Raw genomic sequence first — 21,047 nt, forward strand, 5'->3', positions numbered from 1 at the left:
GCGCAGGCGCGGTCGGGGCCGCGGTGAGCGATGCGGGCGCGGCCGCTGCCGGTGCGGACGCGGGTGCCGCTGCAGCGACCGGCGCTGGCTGAATATTGGACGGGGTGGCGAGCGCCGCGCCGGTTCCGGCAGGCGCACGCAGGGCGGCCTGTTCCTCGGGCAGAAGGCTCGCAAAGCCGGCCGCGTCACGCTCGGCGGCAGCGGGCGGCATGGGCGCTTCGGGCGCGGCTCCGAGTTCAGCGGGCGCAGCCGAGGGCACAGAAGCGGGCGCGGCGGCAATGACCGGGGCGTTCCCGGCTGGGGCGGTCAGCGGCGCGGACGGCGCGGGGGCGGCCAGATCGGCAAAGGCCGCGTCGAAATCATCGCGCGCAGGCCCCGCTTCGTGCCGCGGGTTCGCCTTTGCGCCGAGGCCCGGAGGCGGCGCCTCCACCCGCGCGCCGCTGGTCGCCCGGGCCTTTTCGGTGCCGAGATCGATGATCGGCGCATAGCGCACGCCGGTCAGCTTGGGATGAGTCGGCGCGGTGCTGGTGGCGACCCGTTTCGCCGTCGCCGGATCGGGCCTGGCCGCAGGCTCGGGCGGGTCGAGCGGTGTCGGACCGCGTCCCATGTCGCCCGCTCCGACCGAAAATTCGGGCACGGTGAGCGCAGCGGCAACCATCACGCCGCCCGGCAGCACGCGCGTCAGCATCCGCCGCGAGGCGCGCTTTGCCCCCTTCGCGGTGCTGCCGTCTGCGGCGCAGTCAGAAGAATTTCGGCGATGTGTCACATTTGCCCCCAAGCGGTGCGCTTATCTTACGCCGAACCGATTCGGAAAAGCAGAATCGGCGGAATTGCGCCGTTTCAGGACGATGTTCCCACCCTGTTCCGCCAAAGCGCGCGTGTGCCCTGCCGCAACCGGGGTTGTGTGCCGGTTTGGTCTTCCCCCGAATCGCCGCCGCGCCTATCCGGGCCAGCTCGCCTGAGCGCGGGCACATGGACCGACATGACACAGGCAACCACTCTCGAGACGCCCGGCTGGGGGCAGGAAATCCGCGCTACGCTGGCGCTGGCGGTGCCGCTTGCCGCGACCAATCTGCTGCAAATGCTGATCCACGCGGTCGACGTGATCTTCATCGCCCGCCTCGGCGACACGCCGCTCGCCGCATCGAGCCTCGGCATCGCGATCTTCGGCCTCACCTTGTGGGCGATGACCGGCCTGGTCGGCGCCTGCGCCCCGCTGATCGCGGCCGAGCGCGGGCGCAAGCTGCACTCGGTGCGCGACATCCGCCGCACGGTGCGGATGGGGATGTGGGTCTCGGTCGCCTTCGGCCTCGTCGGCATGGGGATCGCCTTCGCGGGCGAGCCGCTGCTGCGGCTCTCCGGGCAGGAGCCTGCCATCGCCGCCATCGCGGGGGATTTCCTGTTCGTGATCGCCTTCGCGATGATCCCGATGATCCTTGCCGGCGTGTTCCGCATCTTCGTCGCCGCGCTGGGCAAGCCGGGCTATGCGACCGCGATCACGCTGCTGGCGCTGGGGACCAACGTGCTCGGCAACTGGGCGCTGGTGTTCGGGCATCTCGGCCTGCCGGCACTGGGCCTCGCCGGCTCGGCGCTGTCGAGCGTCATCACCGCGCTCGCGATGCTGGCCGCCTATGTGGTGGTGATCAGGCGCGACCGGGTGCTGCGGCGCTACCGCATCTTCGGGCGCTGGTGGCGGCCGGAGTGGACGCGCCTGAAGGAGATCATGGTGATCGGCACGCCGATTGCCCTCACCGTGCTGGCCGAGGCCGGGCTGTTCAGCGGCGCAGCGCTGCTGATGGGCCGCTTCGGCGAGACCGAGCTGGCCGCGCACACCCTCGCCCTGAACCTTGCCGCGCTCGCCTTCCAGATCCCTTTCGGGACCGCGCAGGCGGCGACGATCCGCGTCGGCTTCCACCACGGTGCGGGCGACCGTTTGGCGGCGGGGCGCGCCGGCTGGGTGGCGATCGTGATCGGGACGGGGTTCATGTGCACCACCGCGCTCGCGATGATGCTGGTGCCGACGCTGCTCCTTCGGGTGTATGTCGATCCGGACGCTGCTGCCAATGCCGCGCTGGTCGGCTTTGCGGTGCAATACCTGACGCTCGCGGCGATCTTCCAGCTGGCGGACGGCGTGCAGGCAGTCGGCGCGGGCGCCCTCAGGGGCTTGCAGGATACCCGCGTGCCGATGTGGATCGCGATCTTCAGCTACTGGGTGCCCGGCTTCGGCATGGCGATCTGGCTCGGCTTCTTCACCCCGCTCGAAGGGACGGGGGTGTGGATCGGCCTGGCGACCGGCCTGTTCTTCGCCGCCGCGCTCTTGCTGTGGCGCTGGGCACGGCGGGACGGGCTGGGGCTGACGGACTACGCCCTCGGCCCCGTCGCCCTTCCCGCCTAACGCGCGGGCGCTGCCGCTGCAGCGACGCCGGTCGCGATGTGCATCCCGAGTTCGTCGAACTTGAGCTTCACGCCCTCGTTCAAGGCCCATGACAGCGCGAGGAAGTCCCCCGCGTTGCACCACAGCCGCATCCCCACCCGCACCGCATTGTCGCCCAGCGAGGCGACGAAAGCGACCGGCGCAGGCTCGGCGAGTACGCGCGGATCGGCGTGCGCCAGCTCCAGCATCGCCGCCTTGGCTGCGGCAAGATCATCCTCGTAGGCAATCGGCACCACCAGTTCGATGCGGCGGGTGGGCATGCGCGAGCCATTGACCACGGCCTTGTTCCAGAGCTCGTTGTTGGGGACCATGACATATTGCCCGTCGAGCTGGAGCAGCTCGGTGGTGAACAGGCCGATCCCCTGCACCGTGCCCGACACCGTCCCGGCGGTGATGAACTCGCCCACCCGGAAGGGCCGCTGGATCAGGATCATGACGCCCGCCGCAACGTTCGAGAGGGTGCCTTGCAGCGCAAGGCCGACCGCGAGCGCCAGGCCGCCGAGGGCTGCGATGATGCTGGTGGTCTGCACCCCGAACTGGGTCAGCACCGTCACCGCCACCACCACCCAGAGGGCATACTTGATGATGTTGCTGAGGAACTTGGCGACCGTCGGCTCGATCCGGGAGTTGCTCGTCAGCGCCCGGTCGGCCCAGCGCGAGAGCAGCCGGGCGAGGATCACCCCCGCCAGCGTCACAGCGATCGCGCCGGTAAGGAAGGCGAGGTTGACCTTGAGCCACAGCCACGCCTCTTGCGCGACATTGATCTCGTCGTTGAGGCCGGCGAGGCGGGGGGGCAATTTCGGTGCAGTCATCGGCCGATGCGATAACCGAGCACGCCCGCGCTGACCACCCCGGCCCCGAAAACGGCAAGGGGGCCGAAATTTTTTGCGTGAGCAGGGCTTGATTCATGCCGCCCCCGCGACCAAATGCCGCGTCGTTGGCACTCTCACAGGGAGAGTGCCAAGCAACCCCTATCTTTTCAGGAAAGGTCATACACATGGCATTTCGTCCGCTGCACGACCGCGTGGTGGTCCGTCGCATTGAAGCCGACACCAAGACCGCCGGCGGCATCATCATCCCCGACAGCGCCCAGGAAAAGCCGAGCGAAGGCGAAGTCATCGCCGTTGGCGAAGGCAACCGCGACGACAGCGGCAACCGCATCGCGCTCGACGTGAAGGCGGGTGACCGCGTGCTGTTCGGCAAGTGGTCGGGCACCGAAGTCAAGATCAACGGCGAAGACCTGCTGATCATGAAGGAAAGCGACATCATGGGGATCGTCGGCTAAGCGCCGCGCCTCTTATCCTTTTCTAAACACAACCAAATCTCAGGAGAAACGAAATGGCTGCCAAGGACGTGAAGTTCGGCCGCGAAGCCCGTGAAGGCATTCTGCGCGGCGTCGATATCCTCGCCAACGCCGTCAAGGTGACCCTCGGCCCCAAGGGCCGCAACGTCGTCATCGACAAGAGCTTCGGTGCGCCGCGCATCACCAAGGACGGGGTGAGCGTCGCCAAGGAAATCGAGCTCAAGGACAAGTACGAGAACATGGGCGCGCAGATGCTGCGCGAAGTGGCCTCGAAGGCGAACGATGCTGCCGGCGACGGCACCACCACCGCCACCGTGCTCGCCCAGGCGATCGTGACCGAAGGCATGAAGTCGGTCGCGGCCGGCATGAACCCGATGGACCTCAAGCGCGGCATCGACCTCGCGGTCACCACCGTGGTCGAGAACCTCAAGCAGCGTTCGAAGGACGTGTCGGACAGCTCGGAAATCGCCCAGGTCGGCATCATCTCCGCGAACGGCGACCGTGAAGTCGGCGAGAAGATCGCCGAAGCCATGGAAAAGGTCGGCAAGGAAGGCGTGATCACCGTCGAGGAAGCCAAGGGCCTCGAATTCGAGCTCGATGTCGTCGAAGGCATGCAGTTCGACCGCGGCTACCTCAGCCCCTACTTCATCACCAACCCCGACAAGATGACCGTGGAACTGGATAACCCTTACATCCTGATCCACGAGAAGAAGCTGTCGAACCTCCAGTCGATGCTGCCGATCCTCGAAGCCGTGGTGCAGTCGGGCCGTCCGCTGCTGATCATCGCCGAGGACATCGAAGGCGAAGCGCTCGCAACCCTCGTGGTCAACAAGCTGCGCGGCGGCCTCAAGGTCGCGGCCGTCAAGGCTCCGGGCTTCGGCGATCGCCGCAAGGCGATGCTCCAGGATATCGCGATCCTCACCAAGGGCGAGATGATCTCGGAAGACCTCGGCATCAAGCTCGAGAACGTCACCATCGGCATGCTCGGCCAGGCCAAGAAGGTCTCGATCGACAAGGACAACACCACCATCGTCGACGGCGCGGGTTCGGCTGACGAGATCAAGGCGCGCGTCGCCGAGATCCGCACCCAGATCGACAACACCACCAGCGACTACGACCGCGAGAAGCTCCAGGAGCGTCTGGCCAAGCTCGCTGGCGGCGTGGCCGTGATCAAGGTCGGCGGTGCGACCGAAGTCGAAGTGAAGGAGCGCAAGGACCGCGTCGACGACGCTCTCCACGCGACCCGCGCTGCGGTTGAGGAAGGCATCGTTCCGGGCGGCGGCACTGCGCTGCTCTACGCCACCAAGGCTCTCGAAGGGCTGAAGGGCGCGAACGAAGACCAGACCCGCGGCATCGACATCATCCGCAAGGCGATCACCGCCCCGATCAAGCAGATCGCGACCAACGCCGGCCATGACGGCGCGGTCGTCGCGGGCAACCTGCTGCGCGAGAATGACGAAACGCAGGGCTTCAACGCCGCCACCGACACCTACGAAAACCTGGTGAAGGCCGGCGTGATCGACCCGACCAAGGTCGTGCGCACCGCGCTGCAGGATGCGGCTTCGGTCGCCGGCCTGCTGATCACCACCGAAGCGGCGATCGTCGAGCGTCCGGAAGACAAGCCGGCCGCGCCTGCGATGCCGGATATGGGTGGTATGGGGTTCTAAGCCGCTAGGGCGGGCGCGAGCCAGCGCAAGCTGGCTCCGCACTCGCCCAAGGCCGGCCAGCGGGGCGCCCGCGCCCCGTCTGACGACTCCGGCTTTGCCGGAGACAGCGCAGGCACCAAAACAAGAAAACCCCGGCGGAGCCACTCCGCCGGGGTTTTTTTACGTGCTGCAACCGAGATGCCCCAAAGCGGGAACGCGCCACATTAGCTTATCCCCTATCGGCCCAAGTCTGTTAACCAAGGTTAGGTGAATCAACCGCGGGTCGAGAGACGGCTCGCCAGGTTTGGGAAAGTTCTTGGGGTCCAATGGATTTCGAAGCTGAAAAGCGGGAGCTGGGGATTGCTCTCGAGGCACTTCTGGAAAAAGCAGATGGCATGAAGCTGTCGCTGGTCGCAATCTACATCTCGCACGCGCTCGATACGCTTCGGGCGGAAGAGGGCGAGATGAGGAGGCCCCCGACTGGCGTGCAATGACTGGAATGTTCCTATGGCCTTGACCGAGCAGTTCCCCGTAGCGAGCCGCGATCCCCTCCTCGAACAGGCGGAGAAGATCTTTGCACAGCGCCGGGCGCGCGCGCAGTTGATCGATCGGGACCTGCTGGGGGAACCGGGCTGGGACATCCTGCTGTGCGCCTTCATCGCCAACCGCAAGGGGACAGCGTGCCGCCTGTCGGATGTGGCCGAGGCCATCGATCTGAGCACGGCAACGACCCAGCGCTGGGCCGACGCGCTGACCCAGCGCGGATACGTCCACCAGCGAGACGGGCTGCTGGCGATCAGCGAGGATGCCGAGGCCAGGCTCGCGGGGATGTTCAGGAATCAACTGACCGAGATCATGCGAGCCTTGCGGACCGGGTGAGCGCTCCCCCATTTACCCGATAGTGAACTTAACGTGCCATCGTAGCAGGATGGACGGTCTGCGCATCTCCCACGACACCTCGGCCTATGAGGTCCCCGCCGCGCTCGACGGGGCGGGGCGGCTGACCGCGGCTTGCGTCGCCAAGGCGCTCGCCATGATGGACGCCCACGGCCTCGTCCTCCTCACCGGGCTCCTCAGCAATGCCGAGGCGGATGCGGGGCTCGCGCTGATGCGCGCGGTCATCGCCGATCCCGACCGCGCCCGCAGCGCCTTTGCCAGCGAGACCGACAACCACTACGTGCGCCGCGATTTCTGCTCGCTGCCCTCGAGCCCCGCGGTCAAGGGCTTTGCGGCGATGCTGGCCCAGCGGCTCGAGGGCGTGATCGGCGAGTATTGCGGGCGCTCGCGCCCGGTGCTCGAGGTTGCGACCTTCACCAGCTATTTCGGTTCCTCGCACCAGTATATCCAGCGCGATCCGGCGGGCGTCATCAGCATGTTCGCCGCGGTCGAGGATGTCGCGCCCGAACAGGGGGGCACGGTGTTCGTGCCGGGGACGCACCAGTTTGGCGGGGCCGAATATGCCCATGGCGGCGCGGCCTACGCCCTCATGGAGCTGTTCCGGCGGCGTGCCAATGCGCGGATCTTCCGGCACAACCTCGCCAAGCTGTGGGCCATGCGCGGGTCGGCCAAGGCGGGCCTTGCGCCGGGCGAGCTCCGCGACCGGGTGTTTTCGACCAAGTGGGACCAGCACCAGCCCAACCTGCTGCGCTTCCTGCTCGCCAAGAATTCGCAGTTCAGCCTGCGCCACCTCGGCCCGAGGACGCTGTGGCAGTTGTGGCGGCGGGGGACGGAGCTCGACGCGCTATTCCAGCCGGTGCAGGCAGCCCCGCGCAAGGGCACGGTGATCCTCTACCGCAGCGACCTGCTCCACGCCGGGCCGGACAATCGCACGCAGCACCCGCGGCAGTTCTGGGGTATGAGCATCGCGCGCGACATAATCGCGACCAAGTACTGGCACGACGGTTATTCGCCGCACCCGACACTGGTCGAACAGCCGCTCACATTCGGCGATCTGCTCGAGGCGCGGCCGCTCGCGCTACCCGAGTCTGCTGCCCCGGCGGCAGCGGCAAGCTAGCGCCTCAGCACACCCGCACGCCGCGCCCGGGTGCCGCGGGCTTGCCCAGCACGTCGCCCTGCGCGAACCGCACGCCCAGTTCGCGCAGCGCCTGCAGGTCCTCGCGCGTCTCCACGCCTTGCGCGATCAGCGTCACCCCGGTCTCGGTGGCGAATTGCACCAGCGCCTTGACCAGCGCACGGCGCGAGCTGTCGGCGGCGATCCCGGCGAGGAAGTCGCGGTCGATCTTGACGATGTCGGGGCCCAGATCGACCAGCGCCTGAAGCCCGGCAAAACCCACGCCTTCCGAACTCACCGCCACCCAGGCGCGCTCCTTGAGCACTTCGATCGCCGCCTTGATCGAGCCGTGCTCGCGCGCGGCCTCCTGCTGGTTCAACTCGATCACCAGCCGCGAGGCAAGGCCTTCGGGGATCACGGTGCGCAGCGCCGGGCTCGCAAGGGTCTCGGGCGAGACGTTGATGGCGATGAAGCGTTCGGGATGCGCCGGATCGAGCGTGGCGAGGGCCTTCCTCGCAATGTGCAGCTCCAGCTCGAGCGTGCGGCCCGCAGCGCGCGCCTGGTCCAGCAGCTCCCTGGGCGAGCGGTCGGGGCTCTGCTTGTGGCGCATCAGGCATTCGTGGCCGATGAGATGCCAGTCAGTGAGGTCGTAGATCGGCTGGTGGATCACGGTCAGGGCATCGTCGACGATCAGCCGGGCGATCTCTTTCGCCGCGCCCTCGCCGCGCTCTTCGTGCTCGATGCGGCTCTCGATCTGGTCGCTGACGATCTGCGCGACCGAACGGATCATCTGCATGTCGCGCTCCTCGATATCGGGGCGCGGGCGGTAGCTGAAGCAGCACAGGCTGCCGTGCACCTCTCCGTTGCGGCGGCGCATCGGGACGCTGAAGTGCGAGCGGACATTGGCGGCATCGGTGATCGGCAGGCAGGCGGCGGCCTCGTAAAGGCTGGTGTCGGTGACGCGCTCGGGCAGTTTGCCCTCGATCACGAGCCAGCACAGCGAGTTGTCGTTGGGGTTCAAATCGCCCGAGGCGAGCGGCGCGACCCCGTGGGCGGCGACATGGGTGAAGATGCGGTGGGTGGTGCCGATCTGGCGCGAGACGAAGGCGACGTCCATGTCGAGATGCGCGCGCAGCGCCTCGATCAGGTGGCTGATCTCCTCGCGCGCCCCTGCCGCAGACGCCGCGTCGGTAGCAGGAGGTATGGGCGGAAACAGGAGGCTGGCAATGTTGGTCATGCCACGGCCCGTGCAGCGCTCGCTCCCAAAGCGGCGGTAAGCGGTTCCTGCGCAAATACCGGGGGAGATGGCGCAGCAAAGGCTTAAGCATATCGGGCGAGCGACCAGCCGCGCCTGAGGGCGGGCAGCGCGCAGGGCGCCGCTAATGCAGGTTACCGGGTGTCGGCCCGCTCCGTGCCATGCTGGCGGCTCCTCCAGCGAAAGGACGAACATGCGACAATTACAGCCCGCCCGGTGGCCCTATCTTGCGCTTGCGGGCGTGGGGCTCGCGGCCCTTCCGCTCGTCGCCGCAGCGCGGCGCCGGCGGCGCGAGGTCGATCCCGACAATGCGCCCGGCTACACCGCGCGGCGCTCTTTCGGTGAATATCGCGTGGTCGGCCGCAGCGTCACCATCGCCCGCCCGCGCGCGGAACTGTTCGCCTTCTGGCGCGACTTCCGGAACCTGCCGGACTTCATGGCGAACCTCGAGAAGGTCGAGCCCGCGGGCGGCGAACCCGGCCACGCCACCTGGCACATCCGCGCGCCCGGCGGCCGCGTCTACCCCGTCGACACCCGCATCGCACGCGAGGTCGATGGCGAGCTGATCGCGTGGCGCTCGACCGAGGACAGCGCCATCGACACCGAGGGCCGCGTCACCTTCGAGGACGCACCGGGGGACCGGGGCACCCGCGTGAGCCTGATCGTCGCCTACAAGCCCAAAGCCGGTGCCCTCGGCGAGGCGATCGCCACTCTTGCGCGGCAGAGCCCCGAGATGCAGGCGCGGCACGATCTGAAGCGCTTCAAGATGCTGATGGAGACCGGCGAGGTTGCCACTTCCGCCCGCACCCGGAACGAACAGCAACACCAGCTCAAGGAGGCCCGCTGATGCGCGCTCTGACATGGCAAGGCACGCAGAAGGTCAGCGTCGAGACCGTCGATGACCCCGAGATCGTCAACCCGCGCGATGCGATCATCCGCGTCACCGCAACCGCGATCTGCGGCAGCGACCTGCATCTTTATGACGGGGTGATCCCCTCGATGCAGCCCGGCGACATCCTCGGCCATGAATTCATGGGCGAGGTGGTCGAGACCGGCAGCGACAGCACCCTCCAGAAGGGCCAGCGCGTTGTCGTCCCCTTCACCATCTCCTGCGGCGGGTGCTTTCATTGTCGCATCACCCAATTCAGCGCCTGCGAGAATTCCAATCCGGTCGAGAAGCAGGACATGTCGGAAAAGCTTTACGGCCACCCGATGGCGGGGATCTTCGGCTATTCGCACATGACCGGCGGCTATTCCGGCGGGCAGGCGGAATATGTGCGCGTGCCCTTCTCGGACGTCGGCCCGATCGTGGTGCCCGACCATCTCGATGACGAGAAGGTGCTGTTCCTGTCCGACATCCTCCCCACCGGCTGGATGGCGGCCGAAAATGCCGACATCCAGCCCGACGACACCGTCGCGGTGTGGGGCTGCGGCCCCGTGGGGCTGTTCGCGGTGCAATCGGCGCTGGCGATGGGGGCGGCCAGGGTGATCGCGATCGACCACTACCCCCACCGGCTCGAACTTGCGCGCCAGCTCGGCGCCGAAACGATCAACTTCCGCACCTCCGACGTGCGCGAGGCGCTGATGGAAATGTCGGGCGGGATCGGCGTGGATGCGGTGATCGACGCGGTCGGCATGGAGGCGCACGGCTTTGCCATCGACAACATGCTCGACATCGCCAAGCAGACCATCGGCATCGGCGCCGACCGGGCGAGCGCGCTGAAGCAGGCAATCCTCGCGGTGCGCCCCGGCGGGCGGGTCTCGGTGCCCGGCGTCTATGGCGGGATGACCGACAAGTTTCCGCTTGGCGCACTGATGGAGAAGGGCCTCCAGCTGCGCACCGGCCAGACCCATGTGCAGCGTTACATGAAGGACCTCTTGGCGAGGATCGAGGAGGGCAAGCTGGACACCACCTTCCTCATCAGCCACCGCCTCCCGCTCGAGAAGGCGGCCGAGGGCTACAAGCACTTCAAGGAGCAGCAGGACAGCTGGACCAAGGTGGTGCTGAAGCCGGGAATGGCGGCGACCACCTGACCGCGCGCGCCACTGGAACACAGGCGGGCAAGAACCCCGGCAGGCCCCCGCCTGCCGGGGTTTTTCATTGCCTTGCGTGGCTGTGCGGGGAATGATGGCGCAAAGACGAACGGGGGCGTTCCGATGGGTTGGTTCACAAGCAGGGCCGCGGCCGGGGAAGACGGGTTGTCGCCCGTAACCTCGTGGATGAAGGTGTTCTTCGGCAATGCCTATGTCAGCCGCCCGGCCGACGAGCCCGCGCTGATCGCCGCTCTCGCGGGGCGGCCATACAGCTGCATCGGCCAGTCGCACAGCTACAACGGCATCCAGGTCATCCCCGGCATCACCGCCTTGCACATGGGGCAATCCCGCTTCGATCACCTGTCCTACGACCCCGTGACCGAGACCGCGACCTGCGGACCCTCGGTCAAGGTGCTGACCCTCAAGCAGGAGCTGGTGACGCACGGGCGGCGGATGCTCAACAGCGGCAATTACATGGAGCAGACCGTGATCGGCGCACTCAGCGGGGGGACGCATGGCTACGGCCCCGAACCCGTGATCGCGCAGGCCGTCACCGCACTCACCTTCCTCGATGGGCGCGGACAGAAGGTCACGCTGACAAGGGACGATCCCGACTTCCCCTATGCCACGCTGTCCTTCGGCACCATCGGCCCGATCCTCAGCGTCACGCTGCGCACCGCGCCGACCCAGTCCTACCAGTCCGACGCCTGGGTCACGCGCCTGTCGAAGAAGGCGGTGCTCTCGAAGGGCGCGATGGCGGTGTCGACGGCGATCGTCCCTTACAGCGACCCCGCCGACCCGCTGATCATGCTCCACACCCTGCGGACCGCGACCGAGGGCAAGGGGCCGCGCGCCTCCCGCACGGCGCTGTTCTCGCTTGCGGGCCTGATCGACTTTGCCCTGCGCCGCCTGTGGGCCTTCGACCGGATGTTCCCGGCGGCGCGATACTGGCTCCAGCGCGCCGCCGACCGCATCAACCCGCGCACCCACCGCCGCGTCATCACCGCCCGCGACGATCTCGATTACCTCTACGATCCCGAGCCCCTGCTCAAGAGCCAGCGCGCGCCCGACCTGCTGACCGGCTTCTTCGCGACCACCTTCACCGCCTACAACCTCGCCTTCTTCGTGCCGCTCGATCGCAGCGACGAGGTGGTCCGCTTCCTGATGCTCGAGGCCGACAAGCTGCGCCCGCTGGGCTTCGTCCTCAAGAGCCTGATCGGGGTGCGCGAGCTGCCCGACACCAGCGACCTGCCCTTCGCGGGCAATTTCGACGGGCCCGTGGCGGCGATCGACCTCTTCGCCGACGTGCGCGACTATGCCTGGCTCGAGAGGCTGCAACGCGCGGTGACGAGCTATTTCCCTGGCGTGCGCCCGCACTGGGGCAAGAGCGCGATTGTCGAGGATTTCGCCGCCTCGCTGGGCGAGGAGCACATCGCCGCGCTGCGGGCGCTGCATTTGAAGCACTACCCGCCCGGCACCCTCACCCCCAACGAGGCGGTGCGCAAGCTGTTCGACCTCGGCGAGCCTGCGGCGCAGAGCGTCATCGCCAAGGCGACCGCCTGACCCGTCACGGGAAGTTGGCGAACGCCCGCGCCGCCGGGGGCGGGAAGGGCGGCTTTCCTACTCGGCCGGGACCTGTCAGCTTGGCCGGAAATGACCCGCCGCAGCCGCCTCTTCCCCGTGCCGAAACGCCCGTCAAGAGCGCGTGCGGGGCGGGGACTTTTTCGGCCCTGGACAGTGTCTCATGTGTCTCCAACACGCACCCGGTGGCGCGTGCGGACAGGGCCGGCGAATCACCCGATCCGGTGTTCGCTCCGGATCCACCGGGAGTCCTTGTGGGGGTGCGGAGGACCGTCGCGCCTGCGGCTACGGCAGTCCGCTTCAACGCCTCAACCGATGCGGTGCTCGCCCCGAATCCACCGCACCGTCCCGCTGGAAGCGCGCATCACCACGCTCTCGGTGGTGAGGATGGTCTCGCCGGTCACCTTGCGGCGGCGCTTGACGCCCGCCAGCAGCGAGCCGTCGGTCACGCCGGTCGCGGCGAAGATGCAGTCGCCCTTGGCGAGATCCTCGAGCTTGTAGATGCGATTGAGGTCCTCAATCCCCCACTTGGCCGCGCGGGCCCGCTCGTCGTCGTTGCGGAACACGAGGCGGCCGTTGAACTGGCCGCCCACGCAGCGCAGCGCGGCCGCCGCCAGCACGCCTTCGGGCGCGCCGCCCTGGCCCATGTACATGTCGACCGTGGTGTCGGGATCGGTCACCGCGATCACGCCCGCCACGTCCCCGTCACCGATCAGCACCACCCCGCAGCCCAGCGCGCGCAGCTCTGCGATCAGCTCGGCATGACGCGGACGGTCGAGCACGCAGACGTTGATGTCCGACGGCTTGACGCCCTTGGCATTGGCCACGGCGCAGACGTTCTCGGTCGCCGACTTGGCGAGATCGATGATGCCTTCGGGATAGCCGGGGCCGACCGCGAGCTTGTCCATGTAAGTGTCGGGCGCGTTGAGCAGGCAGCCCTCTTCCGCCGCCGCCAGCACTGCGAGCGCGTTGGGCCCGGCCTTGGCGGTGATGGTGGTGCCCTCGAGCGGGTCCAATGCGATGTCGATCTTGGGGCCCTTGCCCATGCCGACCTTCTCGCCGATGAACAGCATCGGGGCTTCGTCCCGCTCGCCCTCGCCGATCACCACGGTGCCGTCGATGTAGAGGTTGTCGAAGGCCTTGCGCATCGCCTCGACCGCCGCCGCGTCCGCCGCCTTCTCGTCGCCGCGGCCGACCAGCTGGGCCGCGGCGATCGCCGCCTTCTCGGTGACCCGCACCATCTCGAGCACCAGCACCCGCTGGATCGCGCCTTCCGAGGCGGGTTGCGGGTCGGCGGCAAGCTGCGTATCGGACGCGGAGTTCATGTGAAATTCAGCCCTTCTTCGCTCTGGATGCGACCCAGCTATGAATACCCTTGGCGCTTAAGCGGATGGAGACGGGTTTGTCGAGCAATGGAACATCGGCCCTGCCCCGTTTTCGCCTCAGCCTGACCGTCCTGGCCGCGCTGTGTGCCCCGGTGGCCTATGCGCCCTTGGCCGCGCAGGATGACAGCACCGCGACACCGCCCCCGGCCGAGGAGGCGCCTGCCGATCCGGCGCCGGCGGCGGCAGCGCCCGCGGCGCAGCCCGCTGGCGTGCCGCCGCGCATCAACCTGCTCGTGACCGTGCCGCGCGACGAGGCGAGTGCGGCGGACCTGCGCGAATGCCGCGAGGACGAAGAAGCCGCCGCGATCAACGGCGAGATCGTGGTGTGCCGGGTGCGCGACCGGGGTGACGCCGCGCTCACCGGCGATCGCGCGGCGACGCAGAAGCGCTATGCGCAGGAGACGATGAACAAGGGCAAGCCTGCCACGCCCGACCTGTTCGGCATCCCGGACAACGGCAAGGGCATCGGCTTCGGCAAGCCCCCGCCGGTGGCGATCACGGTCGACTTCGCCGCGCTGCCCAAGGCGCCCGCGGGCTCGGATGCCGACCGGATCGCGCAGGGCCTCCCCCCGCTCGGGCAGAACGAGGAGCTGACCGAGGAACAGGAACGCGCGCGGCGCGAGGCGGAGGGGATCCGGACCACCGTTCCGCCGCGGCCCAAGAAGGGGAAGGGCGGGTAGGAGCGCGGGGCCGTGTCGCTCGCCGTCGTCCTCGCCGCCGCGCTCGCCGCCGCGCAGGTCGCGACCGACCCGCAGGTGCGGATCGGGCCGCAGGTGCCGCCGCAGCAGACCCTGCAACTGCCGCCGCTTGCCCCGTCCGGCAAGCCGGCCAAGCCGCCCGCGCCGGAGCGTCCCCGCATCCCGATCGACCTAGGCCCCGACGCGCCGACCAGCGCCGAGCCGCCGCAACAGATCGACATCCTCGCGCCCCCGCAGGTGTCCGAAGCGGCCGATGCGGTGGAGCTCAAGGAGTGCGCCGACCAGACCGAGCGCGGAGTGGTATCAGGCGAGATCGTGGTGTGCCGCGAGCTGCCCGCCGACACCTCGCAGCTCTACAGCGGCAGCCGCGAGGCGTGGATGAAGGACTATGCCGCGCGGACCATGAACGCGGGCACCCTGCCCCCGCCCGATGTCGCGGGGCCCGGCATCTTCCGCGGGCCTGCCACCATCAGCGGGATGTGCTTCATCCCGCCCTGCCCCAAGGACGCCGCGCTGATCGTCGACGTCGAAGCGATCCCGCCCCCGCCCGAAGGCTCGGACGCCGAGCGCGTGGCGCAGGGCCTCGCCCCGGTGGAGGGGGACGACGCTCCGCTCGATGAAGACGCCCGCCGACGGGTGGAGGCGGAGCTCGGGTTGCCAGAGGCGAAGAAGAAGGAGCCCGTTCCCGCGCCCGATGGCTAGGCGTCAGCGCGGCAGGATCGGCAGCACCAGCGGCTCGCCCGCGAGGCTGTCCGAGCCTTCGAGCAGCGCCAGCGCCTTGGCGACGCAGCGCTCGGGACCCTCGTGGGTGACCATCGCCACCATCACCTCGCCCCCGCCGCTGGCGCGGCCCTGCTGGATCAGGCTCTCGATCGAGACGTCGCCGTCGCGCATTGCCGCGGTGATCTCGGCGAGCACGCCGGGACGGTCCTTGACCATGAAGCGCAGGTAGGTGCGCTCGGTGCGGTCACCCGGCTCGGCGGGCGGCATGGCGGCGAGCTGCGCGCTGGGGATCGAGAAGGGCGCGCCCACCTCGTCGCGCGCGATGTCGATGAGGTCGGCGGCGACCGCGCTGGCGGTGGGGCCGTCACCCGCGCCTGCGCCCTGAAACAGCAGGCGGCCGGAGAAGTTGCCCTCGGCCACCACGGCATTGGTGGGGCCGTCGACCGCGCTCAGCGGGTGGCCCTTGGCGACGAGGCAGGGCCGCACGCGCTGGAGCAGACGGGGGCCTGCGGGGGTCTCCTCGACATCGGCCTCGCCGATCAGGCGAATGACGAAGCCTAGCGCATCGGCCTGCGCGATGTCGGCGGCGCGGACACGGGTGATGCCGGAGACCCTGACGCCCGCAAAGTCCACTCGCGTGCCGAAGCCGATGCTGGCGAGGATCGCGAGCTTGTGCGCGGCGTCCACCCCCTCGATGTCGAAGGCGGGATCGGCCTCGGCGAAGCCCAGTCGCTGCGCCTCGGCCAGCACGTCGGCGAAGTCGGCGCCGGTCGCTTCCATCTCGGAGAGGATGTAATTGCAGGTGCCGTTGAGGATGCCGTAGACCTTCGTCAGCGCATTGGCCGAGGTGCCCTCGCGCAGCCCCTTGATGACCGGGATGCCGCCCGCGACCGCCGCCTCGAACTTGAGCGCGGCATTATGCGCCTCGGCGAGCTGCGCCAGCTCGTGCCCATGGTGCGCGATCATCGCCTTGTTGGCGGTGACGAGCCCCTTGCCCGCGGAGAGCGCCGCACGGCTGAGGGCGAGCGCCGGGCCGTCCGAGCCGCCGACCAGCTCGACCACCACGTCGACATCCTCGCGCCGGGCGAGCGCGGTCATGTCGTCTTCCCAGGCGAAGCGCGCGATATCGACACCGCGGTCCTTGCCGCGGTCGCGCGCAGCCACGGCGACGACCTCGACCGGACGCCCGGCGCGCGCGGCGATCAGCGCGGCATTGGTGTCGAGCAGGCGGATCACCCCCGCGCCCACGGTGCCAAGCCCGGCAATGGCGATGCGCAGCGGTTGAGTAGTGTTCAAGTGGCCCTCCGTCGGAAACGCGAGGCCGCGCTTAACCGTGCTTCGGGCGCGGTCAAGCGGGGATACGCCCCATGGGCTCCGGATCAGCCCTGGGTGATTCGCCGCTCGCAGGGGCCGAGTGACTGGCGCACGAAGGCATAGTCGCCCGCCGCCAGCCGCCGCTCGGCGGCCTCGCGCGACAGGTTGGCACTGCTCGGGAGCTGTGCGGGGAGCGCGCAGGCGAGGCGATACCAGCGCAGGGTCTCAGGGCTTGGCGGGCGGGCCGCCGAATCGATGATCTCCCCCCACGACACGCCCCATTGCGGGCGCTGCCCCGGCCGCCGCAGCACAGTGATCGAGACGGGCGAGCGGTTTTCGGTTGTCAGGAAAATCTGGGTTTCCGATTCGCCCGTCAAGGTGCCCGGCACCGCGAGCGCATCGCTGACCCCGGTGATCCGCGGGGCCGGATCCTTGGCGTAGAGCTCGGTGAGAATCGGCCGCACCCGGGCCTCGAGCGCGGGGGTGTAATCGAGCTGCGCGGCGGGCGCGATCAGCTGCAGTTCGCCCGCGCGGCCGGGCACGCTCTTTGCAAACAGCAAGAATTCGCGCTTCTTGAGCTTGGGCACCTTGCCCTTGGGATCGAGCGGCACGTCGACCAGATAGGTGACCGCGCCCCCCACCCCGCTGCGTCCGGCAATCAGCGCGAGCGTCTGGGCTTCGACATAGAGCCGGGCGAATCCCGGTGCGACATTGGGAGCACGTTCGGGTCGAAGGGCCGTCGTCTTGCGAATCTGCACGCGGACCACCAGTTCCGCAGCGTCCGAAAGGGTCGCCAGATCGGCGTAGGTGGGGCCCGAAGCAGGTGCGGCGGGCTGGGGCGTATTGCCACCCTGAGGGACCTGCGCCAGCGTCGCCGCGGGCCCTGCGGCCAACACGCAAAGTGCCGCCCCAGAGATCGCCAGAGTCTTGAAAAAAGACATTAATCTTCCCTTTACCTTTACCCCTGTTGCGCGCCCCCGGACGCCTAGGCTCCTTTGCGTATTAGCAGGGTCTGTTGCACATGACTCGCAGTGAATCCGCCATGAACCGCAAAAGCGTTTGATCGGCTAGGGGTTGCCCGTTAAAGCCCTGAGCATTGGTCGTGCGGGACTGGGGACATTGCCGCGCGGACAGTATGAGGTTGCGTTCGGGAAACGTTTGTTGTTCCGCACGTGCCAGCCGGAGAAAGATTGGGCCACGTGCGATGCACGGGCCCGTAATTTTTGATCCGGCGTGGGAGGACCGAAATGACCGGGATCCGCTCGCCGACCGCAACGGCCGGGGGGTGGGGAGTGTGCCGATCTGCGGATCGGCGAGTATTTGGAGAGAAAGCGCTGGATGTCCTACGCTAGCCAACAACAAGGGTTGACCGGCCCTAAGCTTGTGTCGCTGATCATCGCATTGGCGATCGTCGGCCTCGTCGGCACGGGAATGGTTGTCTTCCTTGCCGTCGATGCGATCAAGGAGGCCGTCGAACGGGTCACGACCGTCGATGTCTCGGAGCCGCCGCCGCCGCCACCGCCACCTGACGAGCCGCCGCCGCCGGAGCAGCAGCCCGAGACGACCTCGCCGCCGCCGCCGGTGACCCCGCCGCAGCAGCTGAACCTCTCGCCGAACCCGCCTCCGGTGGAGACGCGTCAGGACATTCCGCCGCCGGCACGCACTGAAGTGCGTCCGTCCGCGCTGCCGAGCGCCCCTCCGGGACCGCCGCCGGCGCCCAAGGGCCCGTCCAAGGCACGCGGCGTGCAGCCAAAGAACCAGCGCCAGTGGTCGGCCCGTATTCAGGAAGACTATCCGCGTCGTGCGGCCCAGGAAGAGATCGAAGGCACCGTGGGCGTGCGCTGCACCGTGACCCCCGATGGCAAGGCCACGGGCTGCTCGGTAACCTCGTCGAGCGGTTCCGACATCCTCGATGGCGCCGCCACCAAGGCCGTGGAGCGTTACGCACGCTTCGAGCCCGCGCTCAACGATGAGGGCACCCCGATCAGCGCCAGCTGGTCGACCCGCATCACCTACAAGCTGAACTGATCAACCGGGCCGGCGCCCGGGACTTTCAACGGCGCCGCTCCCACACGACCCATTCTTTTCAAGAGGACTTTCGCAATGAACCTTTACCTTCTCACCGCCGCCGCCGGCGAAGCCGCTCCCGAAAGCAAGTTCGGCTTCTACGAAGCGATCGTCGAGGGCGGCCCCGTCACCTGGTCGATCCTTGCCATCATGGTCATCATGTCGGTCGGCTCGTTCTACATCATGTTCACCAAGCTGTTCGAACAGAACAAGGTGATGAAGCAGTACAAGACCGTGCAGACCACGTTCTGGCGCGCCGCCAGCCTCAAGGAGGGCGCCGCCAAGCTCGAGAAAGACGGTCCGTGGCGCCAGCTCGCCGACGACGCGGTCAAGGCCCAGGAAGACCATGGCAAGATGGTCGACGCGCTCGAATCGCATGACTACATGCATGGTTCGCTCCAGCGTTCGGAAGATTCGATCAACGCGGTTCTCAACGGCGGTCTGGCGTTCCTCGCTACCGTCGGCGCGACCGCGCCCTTCGTCGGCCTGCTCGGCACCGTGATCGGGATCTACAACGCGCTGATCAACATCGGGATTGCCGGTAACGCCTCGATCGACAAGGTCGCTGGCCCGGTCGGTGAAGCGCTGATCATGACCGCGATCGGTCTGCTCGTCGCGGTGCCCGCGGTGTTCGCGTTCAACTGGCTGCAGGGCCGCAACCGCAAGATCGCGGCGATGCTGAGCACCTTCTCGACCGACCTGCTCGCCTACATGAACTCGAACGGCGCGGTGAAGCCGGCGGTTCAGGCGGCTCCGACGGCGAAGCCGGCTGCCAAGCCTGCCGCACCCGCCAACCCGACGCTCAACAAGTCCTGATCGTCAGATCTGCCAACCGGCGGGAGCGGCCCTCGCGTTTGCTCCTGCCGGTGCCCTCCGCGCCGGTGCCAAGCCTTCGCATCAGGGCAAGCAGTTGAAGCCAAAGTATTGACAGGCTAGGAATTCACAATGGCGATTTCAACGGGAGGCGGGGGCGACGCCCCACTGTCCGACATCAACACCACGCCGCTGGTGGACGTGATGCTGGTGCTCCTGATCATCTTCCTCATCGCGGTTCCGGTGGCGATCCAGACGATCGAGAAGCTCAAGATCCCGGTGTTCGAATCGGTCGAGTCCAAGGACAAGGTCGAAAACCTGCAGATCACCGTCAGCGCGACCGATGATGCAGGCCGTCAGGCGGGCGACGCGGGCTATGAGGGCGCATCGCGCAACGGGCAGTGCCGGATTTACTTCAACAACATCACGCTGGTGGACTCGGCTGAACTTCAGGACCAGGCCTTCAAGCGGCTCGACGCGATCGTCCAGCGCGCGGGCGGGGTCGAGGCGTTGCTCGCCGATCCGGAAAAGATCCCGCAGGTCCACATCCGCGGTGACGTCAACGCCCCGTGGCGCTGCGTCGCGGGGACCATCTTCCGCGTCCAGCTGGCAGGCTATCCGGTGGTCGGGTTCATCTCGAACCCGGTCGACCCCAACGCCTGACCGCTCAAGCCAAGCTAAGGAGAACAAACCATGGGCATGTCTGGAGGCAAGCTTGACGGCGAGCCGATGATGGAAATGAACATGACCCCGCTGATCGACGTTCTGCTCGTTCTGCTGATCATGTTCATCATCACCATTCCGGTGGCCTCGCACTCGGTCGACATCGACCTGCCGCAGCCGAACAACAACCCGCCGCCGCTGGTCGAGCCGACCAAGAACAAGCTGGTGCTCACGCCGGACGATCAGATCCTGTGGAACGGGACGCCGATCGACCAGGGCCAGCTGGTGCAGGCCCTGCAGCAGTCGATGGCGATGAACCCCGAGCCCGAACTGCAGTTCGAGCCCGAGGCGCAGGCCAGCTACGACCTGTCGGCCAAGGTGCTGCAGACGATCAAGTCGTCGGGCGTCACCAAGTTCGGCTTCGTCGGCAACGACAAGTATCGCGACTTCGCGAAGCAGTAACCGGTTCTGTAGGCGTCAGAGCGCCTTCAGGAGAGGACAGAAAGGGGCGCTGCGAGGATTCGCAGCGCCCTTTTTCGTATCGGTAACCCGTTGCACTCCCGATACCGGTACGCATTAGGCAACCTCTTCTTTTTGCGATATTCTTGGCTCCGTCAGCGCGGCCGCCATCCCGCACGGGCCGCTCTGCGAAAGAGGAGAGAGCCATGCCGCATGCCCTGAAGCGCCCCCATCTCGCCGCCCCCCGACTCCAGCCCCTGTCGACAATGAACGTCACCCCCTTCATCGACGTGCTGCTGGTGCTGCTGATCATGCTGATCCTCGCGATCCCGATGGCGGCCAATATCACCCCGGTCGATCTGCCCCGCGACGGCGTCCCGAAGCATCCGGTGCTTGAGACGAACGTCCTCACCATCGACGCCGCCGACCGTCTCAAGTGGAACGGCCATGTCGTCACCACGAGCGAACTGCGCGCTGAACTCGCGGCGGCGGGCGACCTGCCGGTCCAGCCGGTGCTGCGGTTCGAACCCGAGGCGCAGGCGAGCTACGACACCTCCGCCCGCACCCTCGCCCTGATCCGCGAGGAGGGAGCGGGCAACTTCGTCTTCGCCGGCAACGAGAAGTATCAGGACTTCCCCTGATGCCCCACCCCTCGCTGCGC

21 protein-coding genes and 1 pseudogene are annotated in these 21,047 nt (G+C 67.8%); 16 read left to right on the forward strand and 6 right to left on the reverse strand.

Going from position 1 to position 21,047, the window contains the following annotated elements; genetic code table 11:
• Nucleotides 1-688, reverse strand: a pseudogene (locus tag AX708_RS19500) (hypothetical protein); the annotation flags it as partial.
• Between the two features lie 294 nt (nucleotides 689-982).
• Between AX708_RS19500 and AX708_RS19505 the strand changes: the two are divergent.
• Nucleotides 983-2,395, forward strand: coding sequence for an MATE family efflux transporter (locus AX708_RS19505; RefSeq protein WP_066527387.1), 1,413 nt, complete (start codon nucleotides 983-985; stop codon nucleotides 2,393-2,395).
• Here AX708_RS19505 and AX708_RS19510 read toward each other — a convergent pair.
• Entirely contained in the window at nucleotides 2,392-3,246 is an 855-nt protein-coding gene (locus tag AX708_RS19510; protein WP_066527390.1) for a mechanosensitive ion channel family protein, read from the reverse strand. The genes AX708_RS19505 and AX708_RS19510 overlap by 4 nt on opposite strands.
• A gap of 185 nt (nucleotides 3,247-3,431) precedes the next feature.
• Here AX708_RS19510 and groES point away from each other — a divergent pair, with 185 nt between their 5' ends.
• The 5 genes from groES (at nucleotide 3,432) to AX708_RS19530 (ending at nucleotide 7,397) form a co-directional block, all read left to right on the forward strand.
• Nucleotides 3,432-3,719: a co-chaperone GroES gene (groES, locus tag AX708_RS19515; protein ID WP_066527392.1), complete on the forward strand. Its 288-nt coding sequence runs from the start codon at nucleotides 3,432-3,434 to the stop codon at nucleotides 3,717-3,719.
• A 53-nt stretch (nucleotides 3,720-3,772) separates the two neighbouring features.
• On the forward strand, nucleotides 3,773-5,404 hold the full coding sequence (gene groL / locus AX708_RS19520; protein ID WP_066527396.1) for a chaperonin GroEL: 1,632 nt from the start codon (nucleotides 3,773-3,775) through the stop codon (nucleotides 5,402-5,404).
• A gap of 305 nt (nucleotides 5,405-5,709) precedes the next feature.
• Nucleotides 5,710-5,877, forward strand: a complete 168-nt coding sequence (locus AX708_RS20665; RefSeq protein ID WP_156443315.1) for a hypothetical protein — start codon at nucleotides 5,710-5,712, stop codon at nucleotides 5,875-5,877.
• Nucleotides 5,878-5,890: 13 nt separating this feature from the next.
• Complete coding sequence (locus AX708_RS19525; protein ID WP_066527398.1) at nucleotides 5,891-6,262, forward strand: helix-turn-helix domain-containing protein; 372 nt, start codon at nucleotides 5,891-5,893, stop codon at nucleotides 6,260-6,262.
• Between the two features lie 49 nt (nucleotides 6,263-6,311).
• Nucleotides 6,312-7,397, forward strand: a complete 1,086-nt coding sequence (locus AX708_RS19530) for a hypothetical protein (RefSeq protein ID WP_066527400.1) — start codon at nucleotides 6,312-6,314, stop codon at nucleotides 7,395-7,397.
• Nucleotides 7,398-7,401: 4 nt separating this feature from the next.
• Here AX708_RS19530 and AX708_RS19535 read toward each other — a convergent pair whose 3' ends face one another.
• Nucleotides 7,402-8,631 (reverse strand): EAL domain-containing protein, encoded by a 1,230-nt coding sequence (locus AX708_RS19535; protein ID WP_066527402.1) that lies wholly within the window; start codon nucleotides 8,629-8,631, stop codon nucleotides 7,402-7,404.
• Nucleotides 8,632-8,842: 211 nt separating this feature from the next.
• On the opposite strand from AX708_RS19535, the gene AX708_RS19540 reads away from it, so the two are divergent.
• The 3 genes from AX708_RS19540 to AX708_RS19550 all read left to right on the forward strand — a co-directional run bounded on the left by AX708_RS19540 (nucleotide 8,843) and on the right by AX708_RS19550 (nucleotide 12,246).
• Nucleotides 8,843-9,496 (forward strand): SRPBCC family protein, encoded by a 654-nt coding sequence (locus AX708_RS19540; RefSeq protein WP_066527405.1) that lies wholly within the window; start codon nucleotides 8,843-8,845, stop codon nucleotides 9,494-9,496.
• Nucleotides 9,496-10,683 carry a zinc-dependent alcohol dehydrogenase gene (locus AX708_RS19545; protein WP_066527406.1) on the forward strand — a complete coding sequence of 396 codons (1,188 nt, stop codon included), beginning with the start codon at nucleotides 9,496-9,498 and terminating at the stop codon, nucleotides 10,681-10,683. Before AX708_RS19540 ends, AX708_RS19545 begins: the two co-directional genes overlap by 1 nt.
• Nucleotides 10,684-10,848: 165 nt before the next feature.
• Entirely contained in the window at nucleotides 10,849-12,246 is a 1,398-nt protein-coding gene (locus AX708_RS19550; RefSeq protein WP_197425966.1) for an FAD-binding protein, read from the forward strand.
• A gap of 326 nt (nucleotides 12,247-12,572) precedes the next feature.
• On the opposite strand, the gene glpX is transcribed toward AX708_RS19550, so the two are convergent.
• Nucleotides 12,573-13,589, reverse strand: coding sequence for a class II fructose-bisphosphatase (glpX, locus tag AX708_RS19555; RefSeq protein ID WP_066527411.1), 1,017 nt, complete (start codon nucleotides 13,587-13,589; stop codon nucleotides 12,573-12,575).
• Nucleotides 13,590-13,654: 65 nt separating this feature from the next.
• Between glpX and AX708_RS19560 the strand changes: the two genes are divergently transcribed.
• Both AX708_RS19560 and AX708_RS19565 read left to right on the forward strand, forming a co-directional pair.
• On the forward strand, nucleotides 13,655-14,329 hold the full coding sequence (locus tag AX708_RS19560; protein WP_066527412.1) for a hypothetical protein: 675 nt from the start codon (nucleotides 13,655-13,657) through the stop codon (nucleotides 14,327-14,329).
• 12 nt (nucleotides 14,330-14,341) lie between these two features.
• Complete coding sequence (locus tag AX708_RS19565; RefSeq protein ID WP_066527415.1) at nucleotides 14,342-15,049, forward strand: hypothetical protein; 708 nt, start codon at nucleotides 14,342-14,344, stop codon at nucleotides 15,047-15,049.
• 3 nt (nucleotides 15,050-15,052) lie between these two features.
• On the opposite strand, the gene AX708_RS19570 is transcribed toward AX708_RS19565, so the two are convergent.
• Both AX708_RS19570 and AX708_RS19575 read right to left on the reverse strand, forming a co-directional pair.
• On the reverse strand, nucleotides 15,053-16,366 hold the full coding sequence (locus tag AX708_RS19570; RefSeq protein ID WP_066527416.1) for a homoserine dehydrogenase: 1,314 nt from the start codon (nucleotides 16,364-16,366) through the stop codon (nucleotides 15,053-15,055).
• A gap of 83 nt (nucleotides 16,367-16,449) precedes the next feature.
• Nucleotides 16,450-17,280 carry a hypothetical protein gene (locus AX708_RS19575; RefSeq protein WP_082745483.1) on the reverse strand — a complete coding sequence of 277 codons (831 nt, stop codon included), beginning with the start codon at nucleotides 17,278-17,280 and terminating at the stop codon, nucleotides 16,450-16,452.
• A 487-nt stretch (nucleotides 17,281-17,767) separates the two neighbouring features.
• On the opposite strand from AX708_RS19575, the gene AX708_RS19580 reads away from it, so the two are divergent.
• The 5 genes from AX708_RS19580 to AX708_RS19600 all read left to right on the forward strand — a co-directional run bounded on the left by AX708_RS19580 (nucleotide 17,768) and on the right by AX708_RS19600 (nucleotide 21,027).
• Nucleotides 17,768-18,412 (forward strand): energy transducer TonB, encoded by a 645-nt coding sequence (locus AX708_RS19580; RefSeq protein WP_082745484.1) that lies wholly within the window; start codon nucleotides 17,768-17,770, stop codon nucleotides 18,410-18,412.
• A gap of 75 nt (nucleotides 18,413-18,487) precedes the next feature.
• The gene (locus tag AX708_RS19585; protein ID WP_066527427.1) at nucleotides 18,488-19,267 is read left to right on the forward strand and encodes a MotA/TolQ/ExbB proton channel family protein; all 780 of its coding nucleotides are present in this window, start codon (nucleotides 18,488-18,490) and stop codon (nucleotides 19,265-19,267) included.
• Nucleotides 19,268-19,396: 129 nt separating this feature from the next.
• On the forward strand, nucleotides 19,397-19,927 hold the full coding sequence (locus AX708_RS19590; RefSeq protein ID WP_197425967.1) for a biopolymer transporter ExbD: 531 nt from the start codon (nucleotides 19,397-19,399) through the stop codon (nucleotides 19,925-19,927).
• A 30-nt stretch (nucleotides 19,928-19,957) separates the two neighbouring features.
• Complete coding sequence (locus AX708_RS19595; protein WP_066527430.1) at nucleotides 19,958-20,389, forward strand: biopolymer transporter ExbD; 432 nt, start codon at nucleotides 19,958-19,960, stop codon at nucleotides 20,387-20,389.
• Nucleotides 20,390-20,592: 203 nt separating this feature from the next.
• A complete protein-coding gene (locus AX708_RS19600; protein WP_197425968.1) occupies nucleotides 20,593-21,027 on the forward strand; it encodes a biopolymer transporter ExbD in 435 nt (144 codons plus the stop codon).
• Nucleotides 21,028-21,047 lie beyond the last annotated feature (20 nt).

This window comes from Erythrobacter sp. CCH5-A1, from assembly GCF_001557115.1.
Taxonomy (GTDB): Bacteria; Pseudomonadota; Alphaproteobacteria; order Sphingomonadales; family Sphingomonadaceae; genus Erythrobacter.